At 71.5% G+C, this 26,110-nt stretch carries 23 protein-coding genes; 9 read left to right on the forward strand and 14 right to left on the reverse strand.

Translation table 11 applies throughout. The features are described from left to right. The first annotated feature begins 195 nt into the window (after positions 1 to 195). Genes pssD through Pla163_RS15485 form a run of 4 tightly spaced genes read left to right on the forward strand, consistent with a single transcriptional unit; the run spans position 196 to position 4,728 of the window. A complete protein-coding gene (gene pssD / locus Pla163_RS15470; RefSeq protein ID WP_419186004.1) occupies positions 196 to 678 on the forward strand; it encodes a PssD/Cps14F family polysaccharide biosynthesis glycosyltransferase in 483 nt (160 codons plus the stop codon). Further along, complete coding sequence (locus Pla163_RS15475; protein ID WP_419186005.1) at positions 675 to 1,181, forward strand: glycosyltransferase; 507 nt, start codon at positions 675 to 677, stop codon at positions 1,179 to 1,181. The genes pssD and Pla163_RS15475 overlap by 4 nt, the downstream gene beginning before the upstream one ends. Next, a complete protein-coding gene (locus Pla163_RS15480; RefSeq protein ID WP_145190508.1) occupies positions 1,178 to 3,562 on the forward strand; it encodes a glycosyltransferase in 2,385 nt (794 codons plus the stop codon). The genes Pla163_RS15475 and Pla163_RS15480 overlap by 4 nt, the downstream gene beginning before the upstream one ends. Beyond that, positions 3,562 to 4,728 (forward strand): glycosyltransferase family 2 protein, encoded by a 1,167-nt coding sequence (locus tag Pla163_RS15485; protein ID WP_145190511.1) that lies wholly within the window; start codon positions 3,562 to 3,564, stop codon positions 4,726 to 4,728. Before Pla163_RS15480 ends, Pla163_RS15485 begins: the two co-directional genes overlap by 1 nt. Positions 4,729 to 4,750: 22 nt before the next feature. Here Pla163_RS15485 and Pla163_RS15490 read toward each other — a convergent pair whose 3' ends face one another. The 4 genes from Pla163_RS15490 to Pla163_RS15505 form a co-directional block, all read right to left on the reverse strand. Then, the gene (locus Pla163_RS15490; protein WP_145190514.1) at positions 4,751 to 5,509 is read right to left on the reverse strand and encodes a P-loop NTPase family protein; all 759 of its coding nucleotides are present in this window, start codon (positions 5,507 to 5,509) and stop codon (positions 4,751 to 4,753) included. After that, positions 5,506 to 6,918 (reverse strand): GumC domain-containing protein, encoded by a 1,413-nt coding sequence (locus tag Pla163_RS15495; protein WP_145190517.1) that lies wholly within the window; start codon positions 6,916 to 6,918, stop codon positions 5,506 to 5,508. The genes Pla163_RS15490 and Pla163_RS15495 overlap by 4 nt, the downstream gene beginning before the upstream one ends. Positions 6,919 to 6,995: 77 nt before the next feature. Next, complete coding sequence (locus Pla163_RS15500; protein ID WP_145190520.1) at positions 6,996 to 7,679, reverse strand: polysaccharide biosynthesis/export family protein; 684 nt, start codon at positions 7,677 to 7,679, stop codon at positions 6,996 to 6,998. Positions 7,680 to 7,984: 305 nt separating this feature from the next. After that, the gene (locus tag Pla163_RS15505; protein WP_145190523.1) at positions 7,985 to 8,647 is read right to left on the reverse strand and encodes a nitroreductase family protein; all 663 of its coding nucleotides are present in this window, start codon (positions 8,645 to 8,647) and stop codon (positions 7,985 to 7,987) included. A 240-nt stretch (positions 8,648 to 8,887) separates the two neighbouring features. Between Pla163_RS15505 and Pla163_RS15510 the strand changes: the two genes are divergently transcribed. Beyond that, entirely contained in the window at positions 8,888 to 9,907 is a 1,020-nt protein-coding gene (locus Pla163_RS15510) for a sulfite exporter TauE/SafE family protein (protein WP_419186006.1), read from the forward strand. 25 nt (positions 9,908 to 9,932) lie between these two features. On the opposite strand, the gene Pla163_RS15515 is transcribed toward Pla163_RS15510, so the two are convergent. The 7 genes from Pla163_RS15515 to Pla163_RS15545 all read right to left on the reverse strand — a co-directional run bounded on the left by Pla163_RS15515 (position 9,933) and on the right by Pla163_RS15545 (position 16,409). Continuing rightward, on the reverse strand, positions 9,933 to 11,252 hold the full coding sequence (locus tag Pla163_RS15515) for a HEAT repeat domain-containing protein (protein WP_145190526.1): 1,320 nt from the start codon (positions 11,250 to 11,252) through the stop codon (positions 9,933 to 9,935). A 122-nt stretch (positions 11,253 to 11,374) separates the two neighbouring features. Next, a complete protein-coding gene (locus Pla163_RS15520; RefSeq protein WP_145190529.1) occupies positions 11,375 to 11,851 on the reverse strand; it encodes a hypothetical protein in 477 nt (158 codons plus the stop codon). A gap of 408 nt (positions 11,852 to 12,259) precedes the next feature. Beyond that, entirely contained in the window at positions 12,260 to 12,973 is a 714-nt protein-coding gene (locus tag Pla163_RS15525) for a hypothetical protein (RefSeq protein WP_145190532.1), read from the reverse strand. Between the two features lie 65 nt (positions 12,974 to 13,038). Next, a complete protein-coding gene (locus tag Pla163_RS15530; RefSeq protein ID WP_145190535.1) occupies positions 13,039 to 13,788 on the reverse strand; it encodes a hypothetical protein in 750 nt (249 codons plus the stop codon). After that, positions 13,778 to 14,341, reverse strand: a complete 564-nt coding sequence (locus Pla163_RS19130) for a hypothetical protein (protein ID WP_419186007.1) — start codon at positions 14,339 to 14,341, stop codon at positions 13,778 to 13,780. Before Pla163_RS19130 ends, Pla163_RS15530 begins: the two co-directional genes overlap by 11 nt. A gap of 131 nt (positions 14,342 to 14,472) precedes the next feature. Then, complete coding sequence (locus Pla163_RS15540) at positions 14,473 to 15,723, reverse strand: ABC transporter permease (RefSeq protein WP_145190538.1); 1,251 nt, start codon at positions 15,721 to 15,723, stop codon at positions 14,473 to 14,475. Further along, positions 15,720 to 16,409, reverse strand: a complete 690-nt coding sequence (locus tag Pla163_RS15545) for an ABC transporter ATP-binding protein (RefSeq protein ID WP_145190541.1) — start codon at positions 16,407 to 16,409, stop codon at positions 15,720 to 15,722. Before Pla163_RS15545 ends, Pla163_RS15540 begins: the two co-directional genes overlap by 4 nt. A gap of 135 nt (positions 16,410 to 16,544) precedes the next feature. Between Pla163_RS15545 and Pla163_RS15550 the strand changes: the two genes are divergently transcribed. Together Pla163_RS15550 and Pla163_RS15555 are read left to right on the forward strand one after the other, a co-directional pair. After that, entirely contained in the window at positions 16,545 to 18,863 is a 2,319-nt protein-coding gene (locus Pla163_RS15550; RefSeq protein WP_145190544.1) for a PAS domain-containing hybrid sensor histidine kinase/response regulator, read from the forward strand. A 65-nt stretch (positions 18,864 to 18,928) separates the two neighbouring features. Further along, entirely contained in the window at positions 18,929 to 19,354 is a 426-nt protein-coding gene (locus Pla163_RS15555) for a nuclear transport factor 2 family protein (RefSeq protein WP_145190547.1), read from the forward strand. Between the two features lie 28 nt (positions 19,355 to 19,382). Here Pla163_RS15555 and Pla163_RS15560 read toward each other — a convergent pair whose 3' ends face one another. Together Pla163_RS15560 and Pla163_RS15565 are read right to left on the reverse strand one after the other, a co-directional pair. Continuing rightward, positions 19,383 to 20,219, reverse strand: a complete 837-nt coding sequence (locus Pla163_RS15560; RefSeq protein ID WP_419186008.1) for an alpha/beta hydrolase — start codon at positions 20,217 to 20,219, stop codon at positions 19,383 to 19,385. A 100-nt stretch (positions 20,220 to 20,319) separates the two neighbouring features. Further along, positions 20,320 to 21,111: a hypothetical protein gene (locus tag Pla163_RS15565; RefSeq protein WP_145190553.1), complete on the reverse strand. Its 792-nt coding sequence runs from the start codon at positions 21,109 to 21,111 to the stop codon at positions 20,320 to 20,322. 438 nt (positions 21,112 to 21,549) lie between these two features. Here Pla163_RS15565 and Pla163_RS15570 point away from each other — a divergent pair, with 438 nt between their 5' ends. Then, positions 21,550 to 22,110: a hypothetical protein gene (locus Pla163_RS15570; RefSeq protein WP_145190556.1), complete on the forward strand. Its 561-nt coding sequence runs from the start codon at positions 21,550 to 21,552 to the stop codon at positions 22,108 to 22,110. 114 nt (positions 22,111 to 22,224) lie between these two features. On the opposite strand, the gene Pla163_RS15575 is transcribed toward Pla163_RS15570, so the two are convergent. Beyond that, the gene (locus Pla163_RS15575; protein ID WP_145190559.1) at positions 22,225 to 23,007 is read right to left on the reverse strand and encodes a 6-phosphogluconolactonase; all 783 of its coding nucleotides are present in this window, start codon (positions 23,005 to 23,007) and stop codon (positions 22,225 to 22,227) included. Between the two features lie 147 nt (positions 23,008 to 23,154). Between Pla163_RS15575 and Pla163_RS15580 the strand changes: the two genes are divergently transcribed. Next, positions 23,155 to 26,076, forward strand: a complete 2,922-nt coding sequence (locus Pla163_RS15580; protein ID WP_145190562.1) for a sensor histidine kinase — start codon at positions 23,155 to 23,157, stop codon at positions 26,074 to 26,076. Positions 26,077 to 26,110: the final 34 nt, after the last annotated feature.

Below are 26,110 nucleotides of genomic sequence, written 5' to 3' on the forward strand. Positions count from 1 at the left end.
GCGCTCGCCGTCGCAGGGTTGGCGCAGCGATTCGACGGTCGGTGCGGCCGTGCATCGCCGCCCGCCCCCTCACTCGGAAAGGTTTTCCTGCGCGCCGGCCCGCGTGCCGCTCGATGAAGGCCGGGTAGCGGCTCCAGATCGGAGCCGCCGTCCCCCTGTGCCCTGCCCGTGACCGCCACCGACGACGCCCGCCCCGTGCCCACGGACCGCGCGACCGACACCCGACCCAAGGTCGCGTTGGTCTGCTCGTCCGGCGGCCATCTGTTCGAGATGCTCTGCCTGCGTGCGTTCTGGAGCGAGTGCCAGGCGTTCTGGGTCACGTTCGACACGCCCGACGCGGCTTCGCTGCTGGCGGGCGAGCGCGTGCACCACGCCGTGCACCCGACGAACCGCAACGTCGTGAACATGCTGCGCAACGCCGTGCGCGCCGTGCGGATCCTCGCACGCGAGCGGCCCGACGCGGTCGTGTCCACCGGCGCCGGAGTCGCGGTTCCGTTCATCGTGGTCGCGAAGCTGCTCGGCATCCGCACGATCTACGTCGAGTCGATCACGCGCATCGACGAGCTGTCCCTGTCGGGGCGCATGGTGCGACCGTTCGTCGACGAGTTCCTCGTCCAGTGGCCCGAACTCGCACGCGCGAGCGGCGGCCGCGCCGACTATCGAGGTCAGGTCCTGTGATCCTGCTCTCGGTCGGCACCGAGGCCTTCTCGTTCCACCGTCTCGTGCAGGCGGTGGACGCAGCGGCGTCCGAACTGGACGAACCCGTGTTCGGGCAGATCGGCGCGTCCGAGTACGAGCCGCTCCACTTCGAACACGCGCGACTCGTTCCGTTCGACCGCATGCGCGAACTGCTCGAGACTTCGTCGCGCGTCATCTGCCACGCGGGTGCAGGAACGTGTCTGCTCGCGATCTCGCTCGGTCACGTGCCCGTCGTCCTGCCGCGCCTCGCGCACTTCGGCGAGCACGTCGACGACCACCAGGTCGAGTTCGCGCACCGCCTGGACGAACGCGGCCTCGTGACCCGCGCGCGCGACGCGATCGAGGCCGTCGAGCTCCTGCGCCGCGCACCGTCGCGCCGCACCGAGCCGCTCGATCCCGGTCTCGACGTGCGCGGACGCGAGCTGTCCGAACATCTGCTGCGCAGCGTCGGCGGCCGAATGCTCACGCGGAGGGCGGCGTGACCCCTTCCGTTCGCAAGCAGAGCGCGACGAGCGGCCCGGCCAGCGTCGGCGCGGTCGTGATCGGTCGCAACGAGGGCGAACGGCTCGCGGCCTGCCTCGACTCGCTCGGCACCGCACCGCTCGCGGCCGTGGTCTACGTGGACTCGGGATCGACCGACGACAGCGTGGAACTGGCCGAGGCTCGCGGTGCCCACGTGGTGCACCTCGACACCTCGCGCGGCTTCACTGCCGCGCGCGCGCGCAACGCCGGCTACCGCGCCCTGCGCGAGCTCGCGCCGCGGACGGAACTCGTGCAGTTCCTCGACGGCGACTGCGTGCTCGAGGAGGGCTGGATCCAGGCCGGTCGCGACCGCCTCGCCACCGAAGCGATCCTGGCCGCCGTCTGTGGCCGCCGCCGTGAACGCTTTCCCGACGCGACGCCTTACAACCGACTGTGCGACCTCGAGTGGGACACGCCGATCGGACCCGCCGAGGCCTGCGGCGGCGACGCGCTGATCCGCATGCGAGCGCTGGTCGAGTCGGGCGGCTACGACGACAACTTCATCGCCGGCGAAGAGCCCGAACTGTGCCACCGGCTGCGACAGCGCGGCTGGCGCGTCGAGCGACTCGACGCCCCGATGACCGTGCACGACGCCGCCATCACACGCTTCGGCTCGTGGTGGAAGCGGATGGTCCGCAGTGGATACGCCGCCGCGTCGAACCTCGATCGCCACGGCGTCCACGGCGTGCGCCACATGGTCGCCCTCGTGCGCAGCGCGCTCCTGCACGCGGTCCTCCTGCCCGCGGGCACCTTCGCGTCGAGCCTCGCAGCGCTCGCGTTCCTGCCGTGGCTGGCTCCGCTGCCGTGGGTCCTGCTCGCCCTCCTCTACCGGCGTCAGCTGCGCCGCATCGCCGCCGGTCGCGTCGCCCGTGGTGCCGATCCGATCCACGCGCGCACCTATGCGCGCTACACCCTTCTCGCCAAGTGGGCCGAGTCCCTCGGTGTGCTCCGTCAGTGGTACGGACGCGCGCTGGGTCGACCGGCAGGTCTCATGGAGTACAAGCCCAAGCCGTCCGACCCCGCCCCGAACGACCCGAGCAAGGCCCGCTCCAGCGCAGCGGCGTCCACCCCGGAGGTCGCGACCGGCGGCGCGAGCCACGAGCCGCTCGCCGGCGGACGCGCGAGCGAACCCGTGCGCGTCGGCTACCTCGTCAACCAGTACCCGAAGACGAGCCACGCCTGGATGCGCCGCGAGATCGAGGGCGTGCTGGCCACGGGCGTCGAGATCGACCGCTACTCGATCCGGCGCGTCGACGAACCGCTCGTCGATCCGGGCGACGTGCGCGAGCAGACCGCCACGACGATCCTGCTCGAGCAAGGCGCGGTGCGCGTCGCACTCGCGGTGCTCGCCACCGTCTGCACGCGCCCGCTGCGCTTCCTGAGCGCGCTGCGCCAGGCCTGGTCCATCGGCCGGAACCACCCGCGCGGGCGCGCGTTCCATCTCGTCTACCTGGCTGAGGCGTGCCTCCTGCTGCGCTTCCTCCAGCGTCGACCGGTCGGGCACCTGCACGCGCACTTCGGGACGAATTCGGCCACGGTCGCGCTCTTCACGCACACCCTCGGCGGGCCGCCGTTCTCGTTCACGTTCCACGGGCCGGAGATCTTCGAGTCGATCTCCCCGCGCTGCCTGCGCGCGAAGATCCACGCCGCTGCCTTCGTCGTGGCGATCAGCCACCACGGGTTCTCGGCGCTCGAGCGCTGGTCGGACCCGGACGACTGGAACAAGCTGCGCCTGATCCGCTGCGGCACCGACGAGCGCTTCCTGGCCGAGAAGGAGACCGCGCCGCCCGCGGAGCAGCGGGTCGTGTGCGTCGCGCGCCTCTCGCCCGTGAAGGGTCACCTGGTGCTGCTCGACGCACTGGCGAAGCTCGTCGAGGAGGGCTTCGATCCGCAGCTCTCCCTGGTCGGCGACGGCGACTTCCGGCCCGCGATCGAACGCCGCGCCCGCGCGCTCGGCCTGTTCGAGCGCATCCGCTGGTGCGGTTGGCTCAGTGGCGACGGCGTGCGCGACGAAGTGCTGGCCTCGCGCCTGATGGTCCTGCCGAGCTTCGACGAAGGTCTGCCCGTGGTCTTCATGGAGTCGCTCGCGCTGCACCGCCCGGTCATCTCCACGTACATCGCCGGCATCCCCGAACTGATCGAGAACGACAACACCGGCTGGGTCGTCCCGGCCGGCTCGGTCGACCACCTGGTCGACGCGCTGCGGGAGGCCCTCTCCCTCGACGACGAGTCCCTGATGAGGATCGCCCGCAACGGGGCGGAAGCGGTCCGCGAACGCCACGACTCGCAGAAGGAGGCGGCGCGACTGGCCGCCCTCTTCAGGGGAACCAACGCCGCCTGATGATCGGAATCCTGTTCACCGCATGTGCCCTCGCCACCGTGCCGGGCACCGTCGAACTCGCGCTCCTGACCGCGTCCGCCGCGCGCGCGACACCGCCGCGCGGGCCCAGACCTCCGGTCGACGGTTCGAGCCTGCGCATCGTCATCCCGGCGCACGACGAGGAGCACGGCATCGACGCCACGCTCGAGCACGTCCTGGCGCGCCTGCCCTCGGGCATGTCGCCGCGCGAGGTGCTGGTCGTGGCCGACAACTGCACGGACGCCACTGCCGCCGTCGCTCGCCGTCACGGCGTGCGCGTCATCGAACGCCAGGTCTCGAAGTCGCGCGGCAAGGGGCACGCTCTGAACGAGGCGTTCACGCAGCTGCTGCAACACGATCCGGGAGCCGAGCGCTTCCTGGTGCTGGACGCCGACGCGCGCCTCGGTCCGTCGGCGATCGACGAGCTCTTGAGCGCGTTCGACCAGGGCGCCGCAGCGGTGCAGGCGAGCTATCGCGTGGCCGATCCCGATCTCGATGCGCGTTCGGGCCTTCTGAACCTCGCGTGGCTGTGCTTCAACCACCTGCGCCCGCTCGGACGCCAGCGCCTGGGCCTGTCGGTCGGCATCCTCGGCAACGGCTTCGGACTGACGCGCGACGTCCTGGTCGCCGTGCCCTACCGAGCCGGCAGCGTGGTCGAGGATCTCGAGTACCACCTGCGCCTGGTCGAAGCCGGTTTCGCCGTGCGCTTCGTTCCGACCGCGCGCGTGCTCGCCGCGGCCGCTCCGACCGCGGGTGCCGAACGCACCCAGCGCGTGCGTTGGGAAGGAGGACGGCTGCGGATGCTGATCGATCACCTGCCGCGACTCGTCGGTCAGGTGCTGCGCGGCAAGAAGTACTTCGTGGAGCCGGCGCTCGAGCTCGCGCTCCTGCCGCTCGCTCTGCACGGCACGCTGCTCGCGCTCGGCATCGCCTCCGGCGGACTCGGCTCGATGGTCGCGGGCGTGGGCCTCGCGGTCCTGGCGCTGCACGTGCTGGCGGGCGCGTTCCTCGCCGGTCGCGGCTCGCGCGATCTACTGGCGCTGGCGCACGCACCGGCCCACGTGGCGCGCAAGCTGGCTCTGCTACCGGCGATCGTGCGCGGCTCGGCGCGGACCACGTCCTGGAAGCGGACGGATCGCGCCGCCTGAGGGGCACCTCTTCGCGGGGCGGTCAGGCGGCCGACGAGTGCGGCAGGTCGAAGTCGTACCCGGTCATGACCGACCCGACCAGTCGCGCGCCGGAGTCGTCGAGCATGCCGAGCGCGCCGTCGATCTCGCTCTTCGTGGTCGAAGCCGCGCGCACGACGCAGACGACGCCGTCCACGCGGCGCGCGACGAGCCGCATGTCCTGACAGGTCTCGAGCGGCGGCGCGATGTAGATCGTCGTGCGACAGCGCTGCTCCATCTCGCTGCGCAGGCGTTCGAACTGCGGCGCTGCGAAGTCACCGGGTTGGAGCGCGCGCTGACGACCGCCGCCGACCGCTTCGAGGTCGGGGTGGTTCTTGGTGCGCAGGACGGTGGTCTCGAGCTCGGCCTGACCGAGCAGGATGTCGGACACGCCGACGCCAGGGACGGCGCCGAGCAACTGGGCGAGCTGCAGGTCCTCGAAGTCGAGTTCGACCAGTCCGATCGGCTCGCGCAGGTGGCGTCCGAGCGCGATCGCCGAGGCGGTCGCGACGACGGCGGTGCCGCAGCCGCGCGTGGGCGACGCGAACAGGATGCTGCGCGTCGGGCGATCGGGTTCACCCATCAGGCGCGGCCAGATCGAGTCGGCGACGCTCAGCGCCCGGTCGAGCGGCGAGGTCTCCTCGCGGTGGTTGCCGGGGCCCGAGTAGCCGAACGTGCGGCGAACGCCGAGAGCGGCCGTGCGCGCGCCGGCGGCGACGAGTCGCACCCCGGCGGAAGTGGTTCGAAGGACGCGATTCTTCATGCGGCGCGCTCGAGCTTCTGGACGACGGGCGGAGTCGTGGGCGCGAGGTCGGGAAGGACCGCGAGCACCGGGACCTCGAAGTCGCGCTCGAGTTGTTCGGGGAAGCGCAGGCGTCGATCGAGCAGGTAGCGAAGGACGGCGGCGAAGATGCCGAGCGCGAGTCCACCGGCCGCGCCGAGCACGATCAGCTTCATGCGCTTCGGACCCTCTTTCTCGAGGGCGAGCGTCGGCAGTTGGAGCGGCATCAGGTTCGTGTCGCCCTCGACGTCGATCTGGGCCAGCGCCTCGATCTTGGTCAGGCGTTCGGACAGCTCGCGGAAGAGCCGCCCCGTGCGTTCGACCTCGGCCGACAGCACGTCCTGGATCTTCGCGCTCTGCTCGATGAGCGTCAGCTCCTCGTTCAGACGGACCAGCTCTTGGGCCTGGGCGTCGAGCGCGATCTCGCTCGTCGGGATCTCGATCGCGAGCGTCTGCAGGCGATCGCGGAGGTCGGCGTAGGTCGCCGACGACATCGAGTCGCGGTTCTCGTTCAGGGTCTTCTGCGTCAGTTCGCGCTCGCGCTCGAGCGCCGTGACCCGCGACCGAGTCGATGCGATCTGCTGGTTGGCCTGGGAACGCGCCGTGAGCACGAGTTCGCGCTGGGTCTCGAGGTCGATGAAGCCGGTCTCCTCGACGTGGGCGGCCAGCGCCTCGCGCGCCGCGTCGAACTCGACTCGCGCCTCGTCGCGCCGCTTGCGGTACGTCGGCAGATAGCGATCGAGCGAGAACTGCTCGCGGTGGCGATCGATGAACGCCTCCAGCAGGAGGCCCGCGATGTAGCGCGCCTTCCCGGGCGAGGTCGAGACCGTCCGCACCGTGATCACGTTCGAGTTGTCCTCGGCCATGATGAAGGTGTCCTTCATCAGCGCGTCGGTCGCCAGGATCGCCTGTTGCTCCTCGCTGTAGCGTCCGATGTTCGCGGTCCGCGAACCGGAGGACATGAGGGCGGCCTGGATCGCGTGCATGCCCTTCACGACGAGCGACGTGTTCGGCCCGTCGGAGCTGCGCGGATCCTCGACCTCGAGCAGGCGCGCCGGACCGATGTGACGAACGACGCGCATGAACACGTCCTCGTCGTAGAGCATGTGGATCTCGTCCTCGATCGTCGGACGGGACTCGCGCGAGACGCTCGTCCCGAGCAGACTCTCGCCGGTCATCTGCTCCCGCTCACCGAGTCGCAGCAGCATCTTCGCCTGCGAGAGGTAGACGTTCGGCTGCCGCAGGCCGTCGTAGAGGCCATACAGCACACCGAGCGTGCACAGCGCGATGATCAGGCCGCGCGAGCGCCACAGAGCCTGGATGACGAGACGGATCACGAGGCGCCTCTCGCGCCCGGCGTCCATGTCGGCGTTGTCGTCGATCGGGTCCACGTTCGGTGACTTCGGGTGAGATTGGTCGGGATACGAAGGCGCCGCGCCCGAGCGGGCGCGGCGCCGCGAGCCTGCGATCAGACCCCGAACGGAAGGGGCAGCGGGATCATCCTGCGGATGAAGTTCTCGATCCAGATGCCGACGTGATCGATGGTCGTGTTCGGGATGTAGACGACGTCGAAGGCCTGCAGGTAGATCGGCGTGTCACCGGTCCAGTTCTTCGGCCGCGCGTCGATGCGCCACCACAGCTGCTTGCCCGCGTTGGGGTCCCAGCGGATCAACAGCGTGTTGCTCAGCCACGCGGTGCGCTTCGAGAAGCCACCCGCCTGGCCGATCGCTTCGACCAGCGTGAGGCGTTGATCGGGGCCGATCGCGAGCTCGCCCGGAGCAGTCACCTCACCGGTGATGGTGATGGTGCGCGGAGCGGCTTCGAGCACCGAGACCGAGAGCTCGTCGTCGACGGAGACCTCGGCGTAGCTCGTGCGCAGACGCTCGCGCAGCTGGTCGGAGGTGAGTCCCGCGGCGATGGTCGAACCGACCGCCAGGAAGTCGGCGGTGCCGTCGGGGCCCACTGTCAGCTCTTGGTCGTACTGGCTCTCGAGGCGGAAGCGCACGGAGAGCACGTCGCCCGGCGAGATGACGTTGGCGTCGCCGAGAAGCGTCGCGTTGACCTCGGCGGCGAGCGCGTAGGCGGGCGGTCCGCTGGCGAGGCTGCAGCCGGTGAGGCAGAGGGCGGCGAGGAGGATGAGGAGACGGTTCATGGCGTGGTGGGGAGTACGCGCGGTGTCGGAGCGCCGCCCGGGCGGTCCGGTTCGGCGTCCTGGGCTATCGACCCGCCCCCACCCGGGGTTGAACCGGCGGCGCACGTCCCGCCCGCGCCTGGGATTCCGCCCCTGGGCCCTCGGCGCGCCGGCCGGGAGGTGCGCCGCGGCTCTGGTCGGCCCGGCTGCCAGGCCGAGGACCGCCCGGAGCGCACCGCGGGCGACGGTCGCCCCGCGCCCCCACACGCGGCGCGGGGCCGCGGTCGGCCGCGCTCGGGCCCCTCAGCGGCGAGCGAGACCGACGTTCAAGGGCGGTCGAAGATCAGCACTTCGTCGAGCGGCCGACGCGGCAGGGCGTGGGCGGGCACGGTGCAGTCGTCCGTCGGATAGCCCACCGGGATCAGCATGTAGGCGCGCTCGTTGTCCGGGCGCCCCAGCACCTGCGACAGGAACTTCATCGGCGACGGCGTGTGGGTCAGCGTCGCGAGCCCCCCGTGGTGCGCGGCCGCGAGCAGGAAGCCCGTCGCGATCCCGACCGACTCGTCGGAGTAGTAGACCTGGCCGCCGTCGTCGGCGCGGACGAGACGGAACACGACGATCAACCACGGCGCCACTTCGAGATAGCCCTTGTCCTCGTCCGTGCCGAGCGGCGCCAGGTCCGCGAGCCAGCGCTCGCTCGCCCGCCGCGCGTAGAACTCGCGCTCCTCCTCCTCGGCCGCCAGTCGGATCTCGCGTTTGAGCGCGGGATCCTGCACGGCGACGAAACGCCAGGGTTGCTTGTTCGCGCCGTTGGGCGCACTGGTCGCGGTGCGCACGACCCACTCGATCGTCTCGCGCGACACGGGGCGGTCGCTGAACTCCCGCACGCTCCGACGACGCCGCATCACGTCGTAGAACGTCTGGGCCGCAGCCTCGGGCGACGCGTCGGGGACGTAGCGATCCGTGTAGGGGACGAACTGGGGCTCCATGCGCGCAGGATAGTGGTCCGAGCCGCGAGCGCTGTCGAAACTCCTGGGACCACGCGATGCGGCGCCTTGCGGGTCGCGATTCGCGGAGCGCACGGCACGTGCGAGACTTCCCGCGCGGCACCCGCACGCATCCGTCGACCTGCTTCGTCGCTCCCCTCGACCCACATGAACCCTCCGAGCCGTACCGCCTCCGCATCCACGCTCGCAGCTCCCGCCGAGGGCCGCTCCACGGCACGACGCGTGACCTTCATCGTCGCGGCTCTCGTCTGGGCCGTCTGGCTGATCGGCATGGCGAGCGGCGACCGTTGGCACCTGTTCGCGAGCGGCTGGTACATGTCCGCGACCATGATGCTGGGTTCGTTCATCGCGGGCGCGACGAGCGAAGGCGGCGGAGCCGTCGCCTTTCCTGTGATGACGCTCTTCTTCGAAGTGCCGCCGCCGGTCGCGCGCGACTTCTCGCTGATGATCCAGACCGTCGGCATGGTGGCCGCCGCGATCACGATCTTCGCAGTGCGCATCCCGGTCGAGCGGCGCGCGTTGGTCTGGGCGACGCTCGGGGGCGCGGTCGGCGTGGTGATCGGGCTCGAGTACGTTGCACCGATGATGGCGAAGGACCCGCGCCTCGCGAAGATGACGTTCCTCAGCGTCTGGTTGGCGTTCGCCTTCGCGCTCTTTTGGATCAACCGCTACCACGAGCGCGAGGTGCGGCACACGATCGACCACTTCGGATCGCGCCACATCGTGCTGCTCATCGGCGCGGGGGTGGTCGGCGGAGTCATCACCGGCATCACGGGCAGCGGGCTCGACATCCTGACCTTCGCGCTGTTGGTGCTGCGCTTCCGCATCACCGAGTCGGTCGCCACGCCGACGTCCGTGGTCCTGATGGGCGTCAACGCAGCCGTCGCATTCGCCTGGAAGGGCGGATTGAAGCCCCTTCTGGACCCTTCTGCCTCCGGCATGGCCACGCAGGCCTGGAACTACTGGTGGGTCTGCGTCCCGATCGTCGTGGTCGGGGCTCCCGCCGGCGCGCGCTTCATCCGCAACCGCTCGCGACTCTTCGTGGCGTCGATCCTGTACGTGTCGATCGCGATCCAGTTCGTCGCCGGCCTGTTCATCATCGAGCAGACGCCGTTCCTGCTGGCCTACTCGGCGGGCATCTTCCTGGTCGGCCTCTTCCTCTTCCACCGCATGGCCGCCGGCGGCGTGAAGCGACTGGCCTGGCTGAGCGACGTGGAAGCCGGTCGCGTCGAGCCGAAGTAACGCGGCCCGAGCAGGAACGGACCCCTCAGCGCAGGTCGCCGCCGACCGACTCGAGCGCGGTGGACAGGAGCGCTCGCAGCGTGTCGTCGTCGCTGCCGCCGAGGCCGCTGGGGCGCACGTCGGTCGGCACTTCGGCCACCAGCGCACGCACCAGTTCGTCGAGGAGGTCCGGCCGCAGGTCGTCGACCTCTTCGGGACCCTTCATGACACGCAGAACGAGGTTCGGACCGCCCGGGACGCGCACGCGATAGCACTCGATGTCGCAGCCCAGCTCGCCCCACATCGTCGGGCCCTCGGTCGCATCGAAACGCGCCGCCACGAGGTCCGCGATGCGCGCGCTCGCGCCCGGCTCGAGCGCGTACTCGGTCGGCCGGCCCGTGCCGACGACGAGCCGATCGTCGTCCGCGATCGCGACGAAGTACTCGCCGCGGCGGCAGGAACGGATCTCGAGGCCCAACACGCCGTCGACGACCACGTCGGTCGAACGCGCGAAGGCCGGCGGGCGGCGTTCGTCGGCTCCGACGCGCGCTTCGATGGCCGCGCCGAGAGCCGTGAGCGCCGCGTGGTTGGCCGGATCGTTCGGATCGACGCCCGGCTGGTAGCCGAAGAGCGCACGGTCGTCGAGCAGGCGCCGCAGGACGCGCGCCGACTCGTAGCGCGCGCTCTCGCCCGTCTCGAGGTCGAAGAAGCGATCCGTGCGCGACAGGTCCTCGAACAACCAGCGCAAGGCGTAGGCGCGGTCCCACTGCACCAACAGGTCCGCCGCCGCGCGTCGCACGACGTCGCTCCGATCCTCGAGTGCGGCTTCGAGCATGGGCACGAGCGAACGGTCGTCGCGGGTCGCGATCGAACTCAACGCGGCCGCGCGCACCGACGAGAGCGGGTCCGCGAGCAGGGGCTCGAAGCGCGCCCACTCGTCGTCGCGCGCGGTCTCGGCCAACCACTTGGTCGCGGCCGGCCGGTACGGGTAGTCGGCGTCGGTCACCGCCTCCCACAGCCGTTCGCGCAGGTCGGGAGCGTCCAACTCGGCCATCGGACGCAAGAGGTCCGGCCCGAGCCGCGCGAGGTCGTGGGTGGTCGTGCCGACGACCTGGCGCACGGCGAGCACGGCCGCCTCCCCCATCGCGCTCAGGCGTTGCGCCGCCTGCGGACGCTTGGCGAGCGTCCCTTCGCACGCGATCGAGACCATGCGCTCCGCCAGGGCGCGCTCCTCGGCGATCGGATCCGCTGCGTCGGCGCTCGCGTCGGCGACGGGTGCCGCGGCGTCCGGCGACTCGGCCACCGGTGACTCGGCGGTGGCGTTCGACGCGGGCGCGTCACGCACGTCCGGCGCGGCGGGCGCCACGGGTTCGGAATCCGAACAGGACGCGATCAGCGCGAGGACCAGGGCGGCGCCGATCGCACGAGCGCTCCGTCCCCCCTTGCTCCGCACCATCGAGCCTCTCCGCACGGTCCGAGCGCGCACGCTCAGTAGATCTCGCCCTTGAGCCGGAAGAGGCTGACGACGAAGCCGTCCTCGTCCTCCACCTCGCCGACCGACAGCTTGCCGAGCACTTCGAACTCACCGGGGATCGGGCCCGTGTCGCCGCGCTTCAAGGTCACGTCGATGAAGTGGTGCGGCAGCAGGCGTTCGTTGCACTGGCACGACTCCGCCACGAGCGGGAACTGATCGACGACGTCCTCGACGCCCTGGTACATGAAGCCGCGGATGATCACGCGCCGGCCGTCGTAGCGCAGGAGATCCTCGGGGATCGGGTCCCCGACCTCCCACTCGAACGAGGTCAGGTCGCGCACGTCGAGCTCGACCGGGTCCAGCAACGCCGCCGGATCGGATGCAGCGGGGCAGGAACCCGCCGGGATCGACGGAGCTTCGGCGGGCGCGCTCGGAAGCAGCGCGGGCACGGCGGCGGCCACGAGGCCGATGATCGATCGGGTGGAGAACATTGCAGGTCGGGTTCGGCGCGCGGCGCGGCGGCCTGGAAGGAGCATCGGCCACGGTGGTCGGAAGCGTCAAGGAGGATCGTGGGAGCCGGACCGCTGGGTCCACCATGGGCGCCATGGGCCAACCCTCGGAGCCCCCTGGGCGCAGCCACCTCGGGCGCGCAGCGGGGCCCCGGATCGGACGTCGCTCGCTCGGGACCGGCTCGGCGCCGAGCGGGAGCGAGCGTCCGGGGCACCCCCGGGACGAAGCTCGACGGGGCGCGCGCCTCTACGCGCTCCGGCCGCGCCCGTTCGATCCGACGTGCCGCGAGTTCTCGTGGTGTGACTCGCTCTGTCGAGGCATGGCGGCGTTCCGTAAGGGACGCTGCCGACATCGGGGAAGGCCGTGCCCCGAGAGAGCGAATCACACCGCTAGCGCCGTTCGACCCCGACGTCCGACGCGCGCTCGACCTCGAGGAAGTAGAGCCCTTCGAAGAGCCCGAGCTCGTCGCGTCGCTCCTCCACGTCGAAGCGCCCGACGAGTCGCAGCGGCGTCCACGGATCCACCTCGAGCCGCAGCGCGGGGTCGACGCGCACGTGGACCCGTCCGCCCGCCGCGGGGAAGCCGCCGAGGCAGCAGGACAGGGGCAAGGGCGTCAGCATCAGCTCGACCACCGCGTCGCCCGCCCGTCGGTCGACCGTGCCGAAGCCGTCGAGGACGACGCGTCGGCCCGAGGAGGCCAGAACGGTCCCGTCGATCACCTGCTCGAGGGGCGGCCGCTCGGCGCTCGCCATGAGTGCGGGGGACTCGTAGTCCGGCGCCGACAGCGTGCTCCAGGAGAGCGCGACGGCGTCGAGGGCGCGCGCGGTCGCCGCGGTGGGTTCGGCGAGGTCGCCGTGGTCGGCCACGTGCCCGGACGCTCCGGGACGATCACGCGCCGGGTCGACGAACTCGGGCAGGGGCGCAAGCAGCGCGAGGTCGAGTCCACCCTCCGCGTTCACCGAAGCGTCCGTCGCGCGCCCGGAGTCGGGATCGGCGTCCTCGAGCGCGCGCTCCACCTCGGCCGCTCCGGTCGCGGCGTCCGGCGCAGGCGCACCCGACCCTTCGGACCCGGGTTCCAGCTCGCACCCCGCGACCAACAGCACGAAGAGCGCCGACGCCGCCCCCTTTCGCGCCGCACGCTCCGACCGTGGCCAGCGCGGCGCGCCGTTCACTTCTGCACGTCGATGTGGTCGACCTTGATCCGATAGAGGCTCATCAGGAAGCCCCAGCGGTCGTACTCCTCGCCCAGTTCGAGCGTGCCGACCACGCGCACCACGCGGTAGGCGAGGAACGACGCACCACCGATCGGCGTGGCGTCGCACTCGATCCACTCGTCGGCGCGCGGCAGGGTTCCGAAGTGACAACCGGGCGGGAAGGGCGAGACGATGAACGAGACGAGCTTGCGGTTCTCGTCGTCGAACACGTCCGGGACCATGAACCCCATCAACGCGACCTGCTTGCCTTCGAGGGCCAGGATCTCGGGCGGGAAGATCTCCTCGTTCGGTCGCACCGAGCCGTCTTGACTGCTCTTCTGCTCGTAGTCGGGCAGCGCGAGCGTCTCGTAGTCGATGCCGATCACACCTTCCGGGAGCTCGGGCAGCCCGAAGGCCGTTCCGGCTTCCTGCACGCGACCGTGGGTCACGAGACCGTTGGGCGTCGTCGAACCACCGGCCGCGCCAGCAGCCGCCACGTCGGCAGTCCCTTCGGCGCCGGGCTGCTGCATCAACGGAGCGCCGCGCACCGGAACCGCCGGTGCTTCGAGACGCTCCGCCGTGTTGATCGACGCGGCTTGGATCGACGCGTAGCCCGCGCCGAGCACGAGCGTCAGCGCGAGGATGCTGGTGACGAGCAGCACCGGTCGCACGGCGTCGCCGCCGCCTCCGCCGCCATCGGTCGGGATCGGGATGTCAGTGGTCATGGCCGTCCGTCTCCGCCCGCTCGTCGGTCCCGTCCGGGTACGGGAAACTGGTCGTGTCGAAGGTCTGGCCGCGACTCGTGATCGCGCCGAAGGTGCCGTCGAATCGCTCGACGCCGACCAGGCGCGCGTCGGTCGCGGCGAAGCGCGAGGTGTCCCCGACGGTCTCGCCGGTCGTGCCGCTGGCGACGGCGAGCAGCTCGACGGTGAAGGGTTCGACGCCCGGTGCATCGACGGTGAGCGCGATCGACGCCTGCGCGAGCTTCTCGTAGTTCTCGCAGTGCGGGCCGAGCGCCCAGGCGGTCACCGCGCCGGTGGCCGGATCCACGAGCACCTCCATGTGCGCGAACTCCTCGGCCAGGACGACGAGCGTCCCGCCGTTGCGCGCTTCGTGCGCGTGGCCATCGTCGTCGTGACTGTGCCCGTGATCGTGGTCGTGGTCGTGGTCGTGATCGTGGTCACTGGCGTCGTGCCCACAGCCGGGCGACAGGGGCAGCGTCAGTGCGAGGAGCCAGGTGAGGACGACGGAGCGGCGGGTGGTGGTGCGGTGGCGCATGGTGGATCGGCGGAGGTTCGGACGGTTCTGGTGCGGCGGCCCGGGTCCGTGCCGTTCGCACAGTGGACCGGATCGCGGCGTGCGTGGGTTGCAGGACTGTCGAAGCGTCTTGCGGAGCGAGACCCGTTGCCTCAGCTCGTCGGACGCAGGTTCTCGGCCACTTCCGTGGCGTAGGCGCGGGCCGCGGGCAGGATCCCAGCGGCGATGCCCAGGAGCGCGGCCCCCGGGAGGACCCAGGCGAAGACCGGCTGCCAGACGAAGACCTCGAGGAGCACGCCCACCTCGCTCTTCAGATAGGCCGCGGCCGCCAGGCCCACGAGTCCGTACAGCAGGTAGCCGAGCGCCGCGCCGATGACGGCGATCGCGCTGGCCTCGAGGACGATCGCGCTGAACACGGTGCGCCGCCGGGCGCCCAGAGCGCGCAGGATCGCGAACTCGCGCCGCCGCTCGTTCATCGTGTTCCACAGGGCCGCGAGGATCGACAGAGCGCCCTCGAAGATGACGAGGAACGCCACGGCGCGCAGCACGTCCACCGCGCGCCCCAGCTTGTCGAAGATATCGGCCATGACGCCGCTGATCGGCGCCGCCAAGGTCGCCACCGTGCCCTGACGGTTGATCTGTTCGCTGAGCGTGCGCGCGCGCCGCGGACTCGAGAGCTTCATCAGCACCGCGCTGACCTCCTTGTGCTCGTCCGGGATCTCGGTCGCGGCGTCGGGGCGGTAGTCCTCGCCCGTACCGCGCAGCACGTGGCCGTCCATGCGGAAGATGCCGTCGATCGGGATGAAGATGACCCGGTCGATCGGCGTGCCGGTGGGCTCGAGCACGCCGACCACGGTGTACGTGGTCTGGTGCACGTACTGGCTGTCGGCGCTGAATCCGTGGATCGGTTCGAAGGTCGAGCCGAGCTTCAGACCCGTGGCACGCGCCGCCTGGGAACCGACGACCGCCTCTGCGCGCGTGGAGTCGAAGAACGTGCCCGGCGGCACGACCGCGAGCGACTTGTCGTCGCCGAACGTCCACTCGTTGAACAGGGTGTCGGACGTTCCGACGAGGCGGAAGCCCGCGTAGTTGTCACCGACCGCGTAGGGCACGGCCAGGTCCACGCCGGGCGTGGCGGCGATCTCCTCGTAGAGCGTCCACGGGATGTTCCCGGGCGAGGTCTCGAGGTGGAAGACGGCGTTGAGGACGAGCTGCAGCTCGCTGCCGCGCGCGCCGAGCACCGCGTCGAAGCCCACGTCGCTGGTGAACGCCGCGCGCGCCTGCCGTTCGAGGCTGAAGACGCTCAGGACGAGGCCCGAGGCCAGCGCGCACACGAGGACGGTCACGACGCTGGACAGCGCGTGCTGGCGCAGCGAGCGCCCCACGATCCACAGGAGGGTCATCGGGTCGCCTCCGCGGTCGCCGGCCGGGCCGTGTTGATGTCGGAGAGGTCCACGCAGCGGTCGAAGCGCTCGAGCACGGCCTCGTCGTGGCTGACCAGGAGCAGGGCCGCCCCCGCGTCGGTGCACATCGAACGCATCAGTTCGAGCGCCTCGCCCGCGTGGGTCGGATCGAGGTTGCCGGTGGGCTCGTCGGCCAGCACGAGTCGCGGTCGGTTCGCCAGCGCGCGCGCGACGGCCACGCGCTGCTGCTGGCCGACCGAGAGCTGCCCCGGCCGGTAGTGGAGTCGATCGCCGAGTCCGAGACGCTCGAGCAGCCCCTGCGCGGCGCTGCGATCGCGCCCGGGCCCGAAGGCCATGCCCAGGACCACGTTCTCGAGCGCCGTGTAGCCCTGCAGCAGGTTGAAGGTCTGGAAGACGTAGCCGAGGTGCCGGGCCCGGAAGCGGTCGCGCGCCGCCTCGGACAGGGTCGTGATCTCCGTGCCGCCGATGCGGATGTGGCCCGCGTCGGGCAGACCCAGCCCCGCGATGAGGTTGAGCAGAGTCGTCTTGCCCGACCCGCTGCGGCCGCGCAGCGCCATCTGCTCGCCCTCGCCGACGGCCAGGCTCTCGACCCGCAGCACGTCCTGGCGCCTCCCTTCGGGGTCCAGGTAGCTCTTCGCGAGCCCTTCGATCTCGAGCAGATTCATGCCGCGGAGCATAGCCACGGCTCGAATCGGGACTTGCACCGCCGTCGAAGGGTCCGAGCCGCGATCCGACGGCGGCGGGCCGTCCGACGTCGTGGGCCGCCAGGTCGGGCACGGTCGAGTCTCGGGGCGACGGGGGTGCAGAGGCGGCGCGATCCTGCCGATAGAAGAATCAAATCGATTCGGGCGCCCCCCCTCCAATCCGTGCCCGGCCCCACCATGTCGCTCCCGACCACCAGCCTGCCGCCGTGGTCGAGCCCCTTCGTCGACGACGTCCAGCTCACCAGTGCCCTTGCGGGTGCGGCGGTGGCCCTGGTCGTCGTGGCCCTCGTCCGTTCGCTCGGACGCGGGGCGCGCAGGGACTCGGCCGCCACGCGCCCCTCCACCGCCGCGGGCCCCTCACTGGCGGGCGATCCCTCGGGCGAACGCGTGGACCGGAGCGCTGGCCCGGAGCGCGCCACCGGTGCCGAGGTCGCACTCACCCACGGCGGGCACTTCGCCTGCCGCTTCCGGACCGACACGACTCTCACCTGGGTCAACGCGGCCTGTTGCGAGCTGTGGGGCCGCACCGCGCAGGATCTGGTCGGATCCCGTTGGATCGAGCGCGTGGAGCCGGCCGGCGCCGAGCGTGCACAGCGCCTGCTCGCGACGCTGACGTCGACGACACCGACCGCCTGCGACGAGCAGTGGGTCGCGACCGACGAGGGGTTCGTGTGCGTCCAGTGGGCGTACCAGGCGCTGGTCGACGAGCGCGGGGAGGTCGACGAGGTCTTCGCGATCGGCACGGAGATCACGGTGCTGAAGAACGCGATCGAACAGCTCGGACACAGCGAGGCGCGGCTCGGGTTCGCGCTGGAGGCGGCGGATCTCGGACTGTGGGACATGGAGGTCGACTCGCGGCAGGTCGAGCGCAATGCGAGTTGGTACGCGCTGCTCGGTCGTCCCGCCGGGAGCGTCGATGGTTCACTGGACGGTTGGCGCGCGATCGTCCACCCCGACGACGAGGCGCGCGCCGAGGCCGTGATGGAAGAGCACTTCCGGGGCGAGTCGCGCCAGTGGTGCATGCAGTACCGACTGCGCCACGGGAACGGGCGCTGGATCTGGGTGGAGGATCGCGGGCGCGTGGTCGACCGTTGGCCCGACGGCCGAGCGCGCCGTGCGATGGGCGTCGTGCAGGACGTCACGGACCGCGTCGAGATCGCTGCCGAGCTCGAACGCACGCGCCACGTCGCCGAGCGCTCCAGCGAGGCGAAGAGTCGCTTCCTCGCCAACATGAGTCACGAGATCCGCACGCCCTTGACCGCCGTGCTCGGCTACGCGGAACTGGCGCGCGACGAGGCTTCGCAGCGCTGCGACGACTCCGACGACCGCCTGCGCGAGCATCTCGAGGTCGTGCTGCGCAACGGACGTCACCTGTCGCAGCTCCTCGACGAGGTCCTGGACCTGTCGAAGATCGAAGCGGGCGAACTGCGCGTCGACTTCGCACCGATGGACGTCGCGCACACGCTCGGCGACGTGCACGAGATGCTGATCGGTACCGCGCGGGAGAAGGGACTGGAGCTCTGCCTCGACCTGCCGGACGCGCTGCCGAGCACGATCCTCTCGGACGGGCTGCGCGTGCGACAGATCCTCGTCAACCTCGTGGGCAACGCGCTCAAGTTCACGCCGGCGGGACGCGTCGTCCTGCGCGCGCGCGCGGCACTCGGCGCCGATCGCGTGCTGGGCCGCGAACTACCGGGCGAACTCCACATCGAGGTCGTCGACCAGGCCGGCGGCATCGACGAAGCCACCCTGGCGACGATCTTCGAACCCTTCGTGCAGGGTGATCCGTCCACCACGCGTCGCTTCGGTGGCACTGGACTGGGGCTCGCGATCTCGCGCAACCTCGCCCAGCTGGTCGGTGGCGAGGTCCGAGCGACGAGCCGCATCGGCGACGGCAGCACCTTCGGCCTCTACCTGCCGCTCGACGTCGACGACGTGATGCAGATGGTCACCGGCCTCGGGGCGCCGCGTCGAGCCCTTCCGAGCACCGCTGTCTCGCGGGTCCGGGGTGCCGGTGGCCGCATCCTCCTGGCCGAGGACGGCGCGGACAATCGGCGCCTGGTGGGACTGGTCCTCGAACGCGCCGGATTCGCGGTCGAGACGGTCGAGGACGGCCGACGGGCGGTCGAGGCGGTGCAACGCTCGGAGGCCGAGGGTCGACCGTTCGACGTGGTGCTGATGGACGTGCAGATGCCGGTCCTCGACGGGTACGCTGCGACCCGTGAGCTGCGCGCGCGCGGACTCACCCTGCCCGTCGTGGCGCTCACGGCGAACGCCTTCGCCGACGAACGCGCGCGCTGCCTGGAAGCCGGATGCGACGACCACACCACCAAGCCGATCGATCGGGAGGCGCTCGTCGCGAGCGTCGAGCGCTGGATCGCCGCGGGCCGGGAGCGTGCGGCCTCGCTCTCGTAGCGGTCCTCGGAACGACCCTCGTGATCGGCCCGCTCGCGAGCTGCGCGAGCCCCACCATCGAAGCCATGGACGAGCGAGCACCGTCGGACGAGACCGCCGTCGTGAACCTGCTCGATCGGCTGCACGACGCGGCCGCGCGCGCGGACGGACCGGCCTACTTCGACACCTACACCGCGGACGCGATCTTCATCGGGACCGACGCCAGCGAGCGTTGGACCATGGACGAGTTCCGCGCCTACGCCCGCCCGGCGTTCGAAGCGGGTCGCGGCTGGACCTACGCCGCGGTCGAACGGCACGTGCGCGTGGCCGCGGGCGGCGACGTGGCGTGGTTCGACGAACGCCTCGAGAACGCGAAGTACGGCGACTGCCGCGGCAGCGGCGTGTGCGTGCGAACCGCCGACGGCTGGCGCGTCGCGCACTACGTCCTGAGCTTCCCGGTCCCGAACGACGCCGCGGCCGCCGTCGTCGAGCTGATCCGCGCGAGCGACTGACGCACACGGCCCGCGACGCCGCGGTGGCTCAGCGCTCGAGCGCCTCGACGAGGAACGCGTCGTAGGCCGCGCTGGCCGCCGGTGTCGCGCGAAAGCCCGGGCCGTTGTGTCCGCCGTCGAGCTCGACGAAGCGCTTCGGCCCGCCGGCTCCCTCGAACACCCGTCGACCGAGGTCGAACGGCACGATGCCGTCGTCTCGACCGTGCAGCACGAGCAGCGGCCGGTCGAACGCAGCGACGGCGGCGCGCGTGTCGAACTCGTGTCGCAGCAGCAGACCGACCGGCAACCAGGGGTAGTGGTGACCGGCCGCGTCGGCGAGGCGCGTGAAGGTCGATTCGAGAACGAGTCCGGCCACCTCGTTCTCGGCCGCGAGCCGAGCCGCAACGGCTCCTCCCAGGGAACGGCCGTGCACCACGATGCGCTCCGGCGCGAAACCGCGCACCTCGCGCACGTGGTCGTAGGCGGCGCGCGCGTCGACCCGCAGCGCGGACTCGGAAGGGCGTCCGTCGCTCGATCCGAAGCCGCGGTAGTCGAACAGCAGCACGGCCAGACCGCGCTGGGCCAGGTCCTGCGCCACCCAGATCCGCTCGCCGATCGAACCGGCGTTGCCGTGGCAGTACACGACGGCTCCACGCGGTGCAGCGGATGCGGGGCCGATCGGAGGGATCCACCAGCCGTGGACGCGCTCGCCCTCGGCCACGTCGAGCCAGACGTCCTCGAACGTCAGCCCGGCTGCCGCGGGCGTCGTCCGCGGCGGCGGTCCGGGATGGAACAGGAGGTCGTCCTGCACGGCGAAGACCAGAACGCACAGACCGCCGTGGACCAGGCCGACGAGCAGAATCAGACGCACGGCGATACCTCGCACGCGTCGCTTCGATCGTTGCCTGGAACGGACCGACCCCCGCTCGTCGACCGCGGGAGCGGCGGACGAGCGGGGGTCGGTCATCGCAGCGATGCGTCGAGACCTAGAAGACGCGACCGATGTTCGTCGTCAGACCGCCGATCAGCACCACGTCGGGCGCGTCGTCGTTGAGACCGAGCCGGACACCGATGTCGAACAGCAGGCTCTCGGTGACCTCGTACATGACCGAGGCGTTGAAGAACATCGGCTCGACGCTGTTCTCCACGTCGACGATGGTCGCGAGCTCGGCGACGCCGCTCCAACGGTCCATCAGCGGCAGGTAGCCCGCGACGGCGATCGTGTGCTGGGCGTTGAGGTCACCCGCGACCGGGGTTCCGAGCGCGCCGAGGCGGTAGTACCAGGAGGTCAGCAGGTCGCCGAAGTGGCGGTCGACCGTGATGCCGGCGTAGAAGTTGGTGTAGCCGGACGAGATCGCCGGGTCGTCGTCGCCGACGGGCAGCGAGGTCGCGAACTCGATCGCGGTGGCGGGGAAGTCGCGGCTCTCGTCGAGCAGGCGCTGGCGGTACCCGATCACCAGGTCACCGGGCCCGTCGGCGTTGGTGCCGGGGGTGTCCACGTTGATGATCGGCGAGTGCGACACGAACATCTCCGAGTCCTCGGAGAGACCGATCCGGACCGTGGTGTCGAGCGAGTTGCGATCGGAGGGGTCGACCGAGACACCGGCCTCGATCTCGATCGTGCCGAACGCGGCGGTCTCGGTCGTGTTGCCGATCGTCGGGCGCTGGGGGGTGACCTTGGCGCGGTAGTCACCGGTGCTGGTGCAGCCGGTGGTCGCGAGCCCGAGGGCGGCGACGAGGAGGAGGTGCGACGGACGGAGGGGCGAAGTGTTCGACATGGCGGCTCTCGCGAATCTCGAGGAGCGAGATGGGACCCGCCCCCTGGGGTTCCGGCGCCGACGCCACGCTGCGTCGAGTCACGTCCGGAGAGGTTGGGGGCGACAGGTCGCCGAGCGACCCGTGGAGCCGAGTGCAGCCGGTCTGTCGGCGCGCCTCGGCGAGCCAGGTAGATACCACGCGGGCCGGGGCCGACCCAAGGACGCCCGCTCGCAGCGTGGGCCAGGATCCCGGATTCGTGCGCGAACTCGCGCGGTTCGCTCGGGTGGCGGGGACGGGCGACGGGGCCCGTGGATCGCTCGGGCGCGCGGTCGGAGCCCACCACCTTCGGTGCGGTCGACCTCTGATCTCCTGCGCGGGTGGGCGTCGACCGCGGCCGTGGAGCGGATACACTTTCGCCACGAGGTGCTGCGGCCCTCCGCTCCCCCCCAGCACGCCCCATGTCGACCGAGACCTCCACACCCGACGCCAGCGCCAGCGCGACCCGCCGCCAGACCGCGGTCATGCGTCGGCTCGCCAAGATCCGCGAACACAAGGACTTCGCCGAGGCGATGCAGCACGTGCCGCCGGCCGAGGAGGACCTCGACCGCGCCGCCGCGCGCATCCGCGGAGGCGCCGCCTCCGCCGGCATCGGTCTCGCGTTCCTCCTCCTGGGGGCGCTCGGAACCGTCCCGGTGGGCCTCGGGATCGCGCTCGGCGTCATCGGCCTCGCCGTCGGTGGCCACTTCCTCTACCACGGTTGGAAGCTGCGGAAGACGACGCTGGTGGACCCGCTCGTGCGCGTGTGCGCCCTGGTGGCCGACCGGCGCTCGGAGACCACCCCCACCTGGCTCGGCGGCCGCACCCTGTACTTCTTCGCGCTCCAGCTCGAGGACGGTACCTCCGGCGAGTACCGCTACCCCGGTCGCGGCACCCAGGACGACCTGCTCGTGAAGGGCCAGACCGGCGTGGCGTTCCTGCGCGGCCAGACGCTGCTCGCCTGGAAGAACATCCGGGTCTGATCGGTACGGCGTCAGGCACGAATGTGCCACCGGCCGCCGACGGTGCTGCGAATCGCAGCACCGTCGGCGGCCGGTGGCACATTCGTGCCTGACGCCGTACCGATCAGCCCGCGCTCACTCGAGCATCGCCGCCGCCGCCGGATCGAGCAGCAGCTCCACGTCCTTGTGGCCGACCAGGAGCGACAGCGGGTTCTGCGGATCGGGGTCGGGCAGCATGCCGCGATCGACCACCTCGGCCATGTGCTCACCGAAGGCGAAGACACGCACGCGCAGCGCACTGCGATACGTGGCGACGCCGGCCGAGACGGCGCGCTCGGGCACCTCGATCCCACCGTGCCACTGCGCCAGCTCCTCGCGCGTGCGATCGGACAGCGTCACCAGCCCAGTGCGCGCGTTCGGATCGCAACCGGGCTCGTGCAGCCCGAGACGACCGGTCGCCCCGAGCCCGATCATCAGCACGTCCGCCGGGCCCTCCTTCGCCAGGGCCGCTTCGTAGGCCGCGCAGTGCGCCTCGAGTTCGGCCCCTTCGAGCCGCCCGTCGAGTTCGTGCCTGAATTCGGCGCTCGCCCCCCACTTCGAGTAGAAGGCCTCGTCCATCCACGCGGACGTGGAACCGGCGTCACCGGGGCCGCGACCTTCGAACTCGGCCAGTCCGAAACAGCGCACGGTCGAAACGGCGAGTCCGCCCTTCTCCTCGATGCCGCTCATCTCGCGCATCTTGTCGAAGGTCGGGCGCACGTGCTCGCCGCTCGAGAAGGCCAAGCACGCGTCGCCGCGGTGGTACTTCTTGGTGCGGATCCAGTTCGACATCTCGCGCGCGACGGACGACGCGGCCTCGGCGGCGCTGTCGAAGCGGAAGGTCTTGATGGGAAGGAACTCGAGCTCGCGCTTGACCATGATGAAGGCGGCGACCGGGAAAGGTCGCGTGGGAGCGGACGGACGAAAGAGGCGGCGATCGGCGACACCCGTTGGCGTCGCGGCCCCAGAGGGTAGCCGCTGGCCCCACGCTCCCCAACGCTGCGGGCCCCGTGCTAGCGTGCGACGGTGGAGCGCAGGAGCGGACGTACCCAACGGCTGATCGCCACCTCGGCGGCGGTCTTCACCCTCGCGGTGGCCGCGGTGGGCTCCATCGGGCTCTTCAGCCTGGCGGGCGATGCCGAACGCGTGCGCGCCGACGCCCTGGCGGCCGCCGAACCCCTGGCGCGCGAACTGGGCGAGGTCCTCGACCGATTGGCCGCGGAGTTGGCCGCAGACACACCCGATTGGGCGATCGGCTTCCGCACGGACGAGCTGGGCACGCTGATCGAGCCGGCCGTCGGCGGAGCCCCGCGCCGTTCGAGCGCTGGCGAGCTCGTGGCGGGCATCACGCGCGAGGTGGACGCGCTGGATCGCGCGGGCGACGCCGAGGCCGGGGACCGCAGGCTCGCGGACGTGGCGGCACGCGAGGATCGGCCCGAGCTCGCGGCCTGGGCCCTGTCCTGGCTGGCCGCGCGCACCGACGACCCCGAGCTGGCGCGCGCGCGGCGCGAACGGTTGATCCGCGAGTTCCCGGACGTGCGCGACGGGCGCGGGCTGCGACTCGCGTACGCGGCGCGCGCGGACCTCGTGTTCGGTGACGGAGTCGGAGGCGGCGCACGGGCCGGTGGAACGGGAGCGGTGCGTTCCGCGGTCGAGGACGATGGCGGTCGTCCGGAGCGCGCGTCGTTCGACGAACCGCGGTCCGAGGCCGAGATCGAGCCCGCGCCGGAGCGGAGCACACCGGTGGAACGAGCGACGACGAACGACTCGCCGTACGCAGGCACGCGGCTCGACGCCGATGCCGCCGGTGACCCGCGTCCCGATCTCGCAGCGGGCGCGGATCGGATCGCTGCGCTGTTCGAGCTCTACACGGACCTGCTCGCCGACCGCCGTTCGCTCGACGACGGGGCGACGACCTACCTGGCCGAGCGCGTCGCCGAACGCATCCTGGTGCTCGACCCGAAACGTGCGGCCCAGGTCGCCATCGCGCGTGCCACCGCCGATCGGCCGCTCGAGCTCTTCGCCGACTGGTCGCTCGGCGCGTCCGACTGGATCGCGCGCGGTGCTCCGAACGGCGCGGTGCTGCTCGCTGGAGCCGCGAGTCCGCGCGGCCCCCGGGTGCTCACCGCCCGGCCCGACGGCAGCGGTGGCTACGTGGGAGCGGCGGTCGAACTGGAGGTCGTCGCGAACCTGGCGCTCGAGCGCGCGGGCGCGGCCCAGTGGCGCGAGCTGGGTTTCGAGGCGCGCGTGCTGGAAGGGCCCGCTCGCGACTACGGCATCGACGCGGGGCCAGCATTCGCGCGCGGCGAAGTCGTGAGCGGCGCGAGCGTGGGCGCCGAAGCGGTGCTGGCCGATCCGACGCGCGAAGAAGGACCGAACGGTCGGTTGCCAGGTGGCGCTCCGGCGCAGGACGACGGATCGAACGCGGCCGCCGCGCAGCGCTTCGAGTCGAGCGGCGACGTTTCGAATCGCGACGCCTCGACGGGCGGCGCAGCGAACGGGCGCGCGACGAGCGCTGGTTCGACGGGCGGCAACGCTTCGAACGGAAGTGCGTCGAGCGCTGCCGCTTCGGGGCGCGACGCGTCGACGGCCGGCGCAGCGAACGGGCGCGCGACGAGCGCTGGTTCGACGGGCGGCAGCGCTTCGAACGGAAGTGCATCGAGCGGTGCCGCTACGAGTCGCGACGCGTCGACGGGCGGCGCAGCGAACGGGCGCGCGACGAGCGCTGGTTCGACGGGCGGCAGCGCTTCGAACGGAAGTGCGTCGAGCGGTGCCGCTACGAGTCGCGACGCGTCGACGGGCGGCGCAGCGAACGGGCGCGCGACGAGCGCTGGTTCGACGGGCGGCAGCGCTTCGAACGGAAGTGCGTCGAGCGGTGCCGCTACGAGTCGCGACGCGTCGCGCCTCGAGGCATCGAACGGCGATTCGAAGCCCAGCGGGTCGTCGCTCGGTGCAGCTTCGAGTTTCGATGCAAGGGGCGGCGCCGCCTCGAACAGGGCCGCGACGAGCTCTTCGGACCGCTCCGCGCCCGTCGCCACCGCGCGGCCCGGCGCGCCGTTCGAGACCCTGCGACCGTCGGTGCGCGCGCTCGACTTCGAGGAGCGCGTGCGGGCCGAGGAACGGCGCTTCGCGTTCGCTCTCGCCGGATTCGTGGTCGCTCTCGCTCTAGCCGGAGCCGCGGGCTTCACGGTCGTGCGGACGGCGCGGCTCGAGGGCCGGCGCGCGCGCGAACGCGAGGACTTCGTCGCGGCGGTGACGCACGAGTTGAAGACACCGGTCGCGTCCATCCGGCTCATGGCGGAACTGCTCGAACGCGGCGACGCTCCGCCCGAACGCGCCCGTGACTTCGCGCGCCGCACGGTGCTCGAGAGCGAACGGCTCGAGCGCCTGGTCGACTCGGTGCTGCGTTTCGCCGGTACGACGCGCGGAGGGCGTCTCGCCAACCTGGCCGCTGTCGACCTGGGCGACGCGCTCGAGACCGCGCGCGCCTCCGTCCGCCCCTTGGCCGACGAGCGCGGCTTCGAGCTGCGCATCGACGCCGCGCTCCCCCGCCTGTTCGTGCGCGCCGAACGGGACGCGCTGGTGGGCGCGATCGGCGAACTGCTCGACAACGCGACCAAGTACGGCGCTCCGGCCGCGGGCGTCGACGTGGCAGCCAGCGTTCGCGGCGAGCGCGTGCGCCTCGAAGTGTCGGACCGCGGACCGGGCGTGCCGGAAGCCGAGCGCGAACGCGTCTTCGAACCGTTCCGGCGTCTCGGCGACGAGCTCACGCGCGAACGGCGTGGGATCGGGCTGGGCCTGGCCCTCGTGCGCGCGACGGCCGAGTCGTTCGGCGGCGCCGCGGGGTATCGGGCGCGCGCGGGCGGTGGCGCGTGCCTGTGGATCGAGCTCGAGCGGGCCGATGCACCGGGCGACGCGGCGGCGGGCGGCGCGGCGCGTGACCTGTGATGGAGCGTGATCCGACGAGCGGCGCGCGGCGTGG

The organism is Rohdeia mirabilis, from assembly GCA_007750655.1.
Classification (GTDB): domain Bacteria; phylum Planctomycetota; class UBA1135; order UBA1135.

Bases quoted from the DNA above. Each gene is read 5' to 3' on its own strand.
- Pla163_RS15485 (WP_145190511.1), top strand. From the start codon at position 3,562: ATGATCGGAATCCTGTTCACCGCATGTGCCCTCGCCACCGTGCCGGGC.
- Pla163_RS15545 (WP_145190541.1), bottom strand. From the start codon at position 16,409: ATGAATCTGCTCGAGATCGAAGGGCTCGCGAAGAGCTACCTGGACCCC.
- Pla163_RS15490 (WP_145190514.1), bottom strand. From the start codon at position 5,509: ATGAAGAATCGCGTCCTTCGAACCACTTCCGCCGGGGTGCGACTCGTC.
- Pla163_RS15540 (WP_145190538.1), bottom strand. From the start codon at position 15,723: ATGACCCTCCTGTGGATCGTGGGGCGCTCGCTGCGCCAGCACGCGCTG.
- Pla163_RS15555 (WP_145190547.1), top strand. From the start codon at position 18,929: ATGGACGAGCGAGCACCGTCGGACGAGACCGCCGTCGTGAACCTGCTC.
- Pla163_RS15530 (WP_145190535.1), bottom strand. From the start codon at position 13,788: ATGACCACTGACATCCCGATCCCGACCGATGGCGGCGGAGGCGGCGGC.
- Pla163_RS15520 (WP_145190529.1), bottom strand. From the start codon at position 11,851: ATGTTCTCCACCCGATCGATCATCGGCCTCGTGGCCGCCGCCGTGCCC.
- Pla163_RS15565 (WP_145190553.1), bottom strand. From the start codon at position 21,111: ATGTCGAACACTTCGCCCCTCCGTCCGTCGCACCTCCTCCTCGTCGCC.
- Pla163_RS15575 (WP_145190559.1), bottom strand. From the start codon at position 23,007: ATGGTCAAGCGCGAGCTCGAGTTCCTTCCCATCAAGACCTTCCGCTTC.
- Pla163_RS15570 (WP_145190556.1), top strand. From the start codon at position 21,550: ATGTCGACCGAGACCTCCACACCCGACGCCAGCGCCAGCGCGACCCGC.
- Pla163_RS19130 (WP_419186007.1), bottom strand. From the start codon at position 14,341: ATGCGCCACCGCACCACCACCCGCCGCTCCGTCGTCCTCACCTGGCTC.
- Pla163_RS15500 (WP_145190520.1), bottom strand. From the start codon at position 7,679: ATGAACCGTCTCCTCATCCTCCTCGCCGCCCTCTGCCTCACCGGCTGC.
- Pla163_RS15505 (WP_145190523.1), bottom strand. From the start codon at position 8,647: ATGGAGCCCCAGTTCGTCCCCTACACGGATCGCTACGTCCCCGACGCG.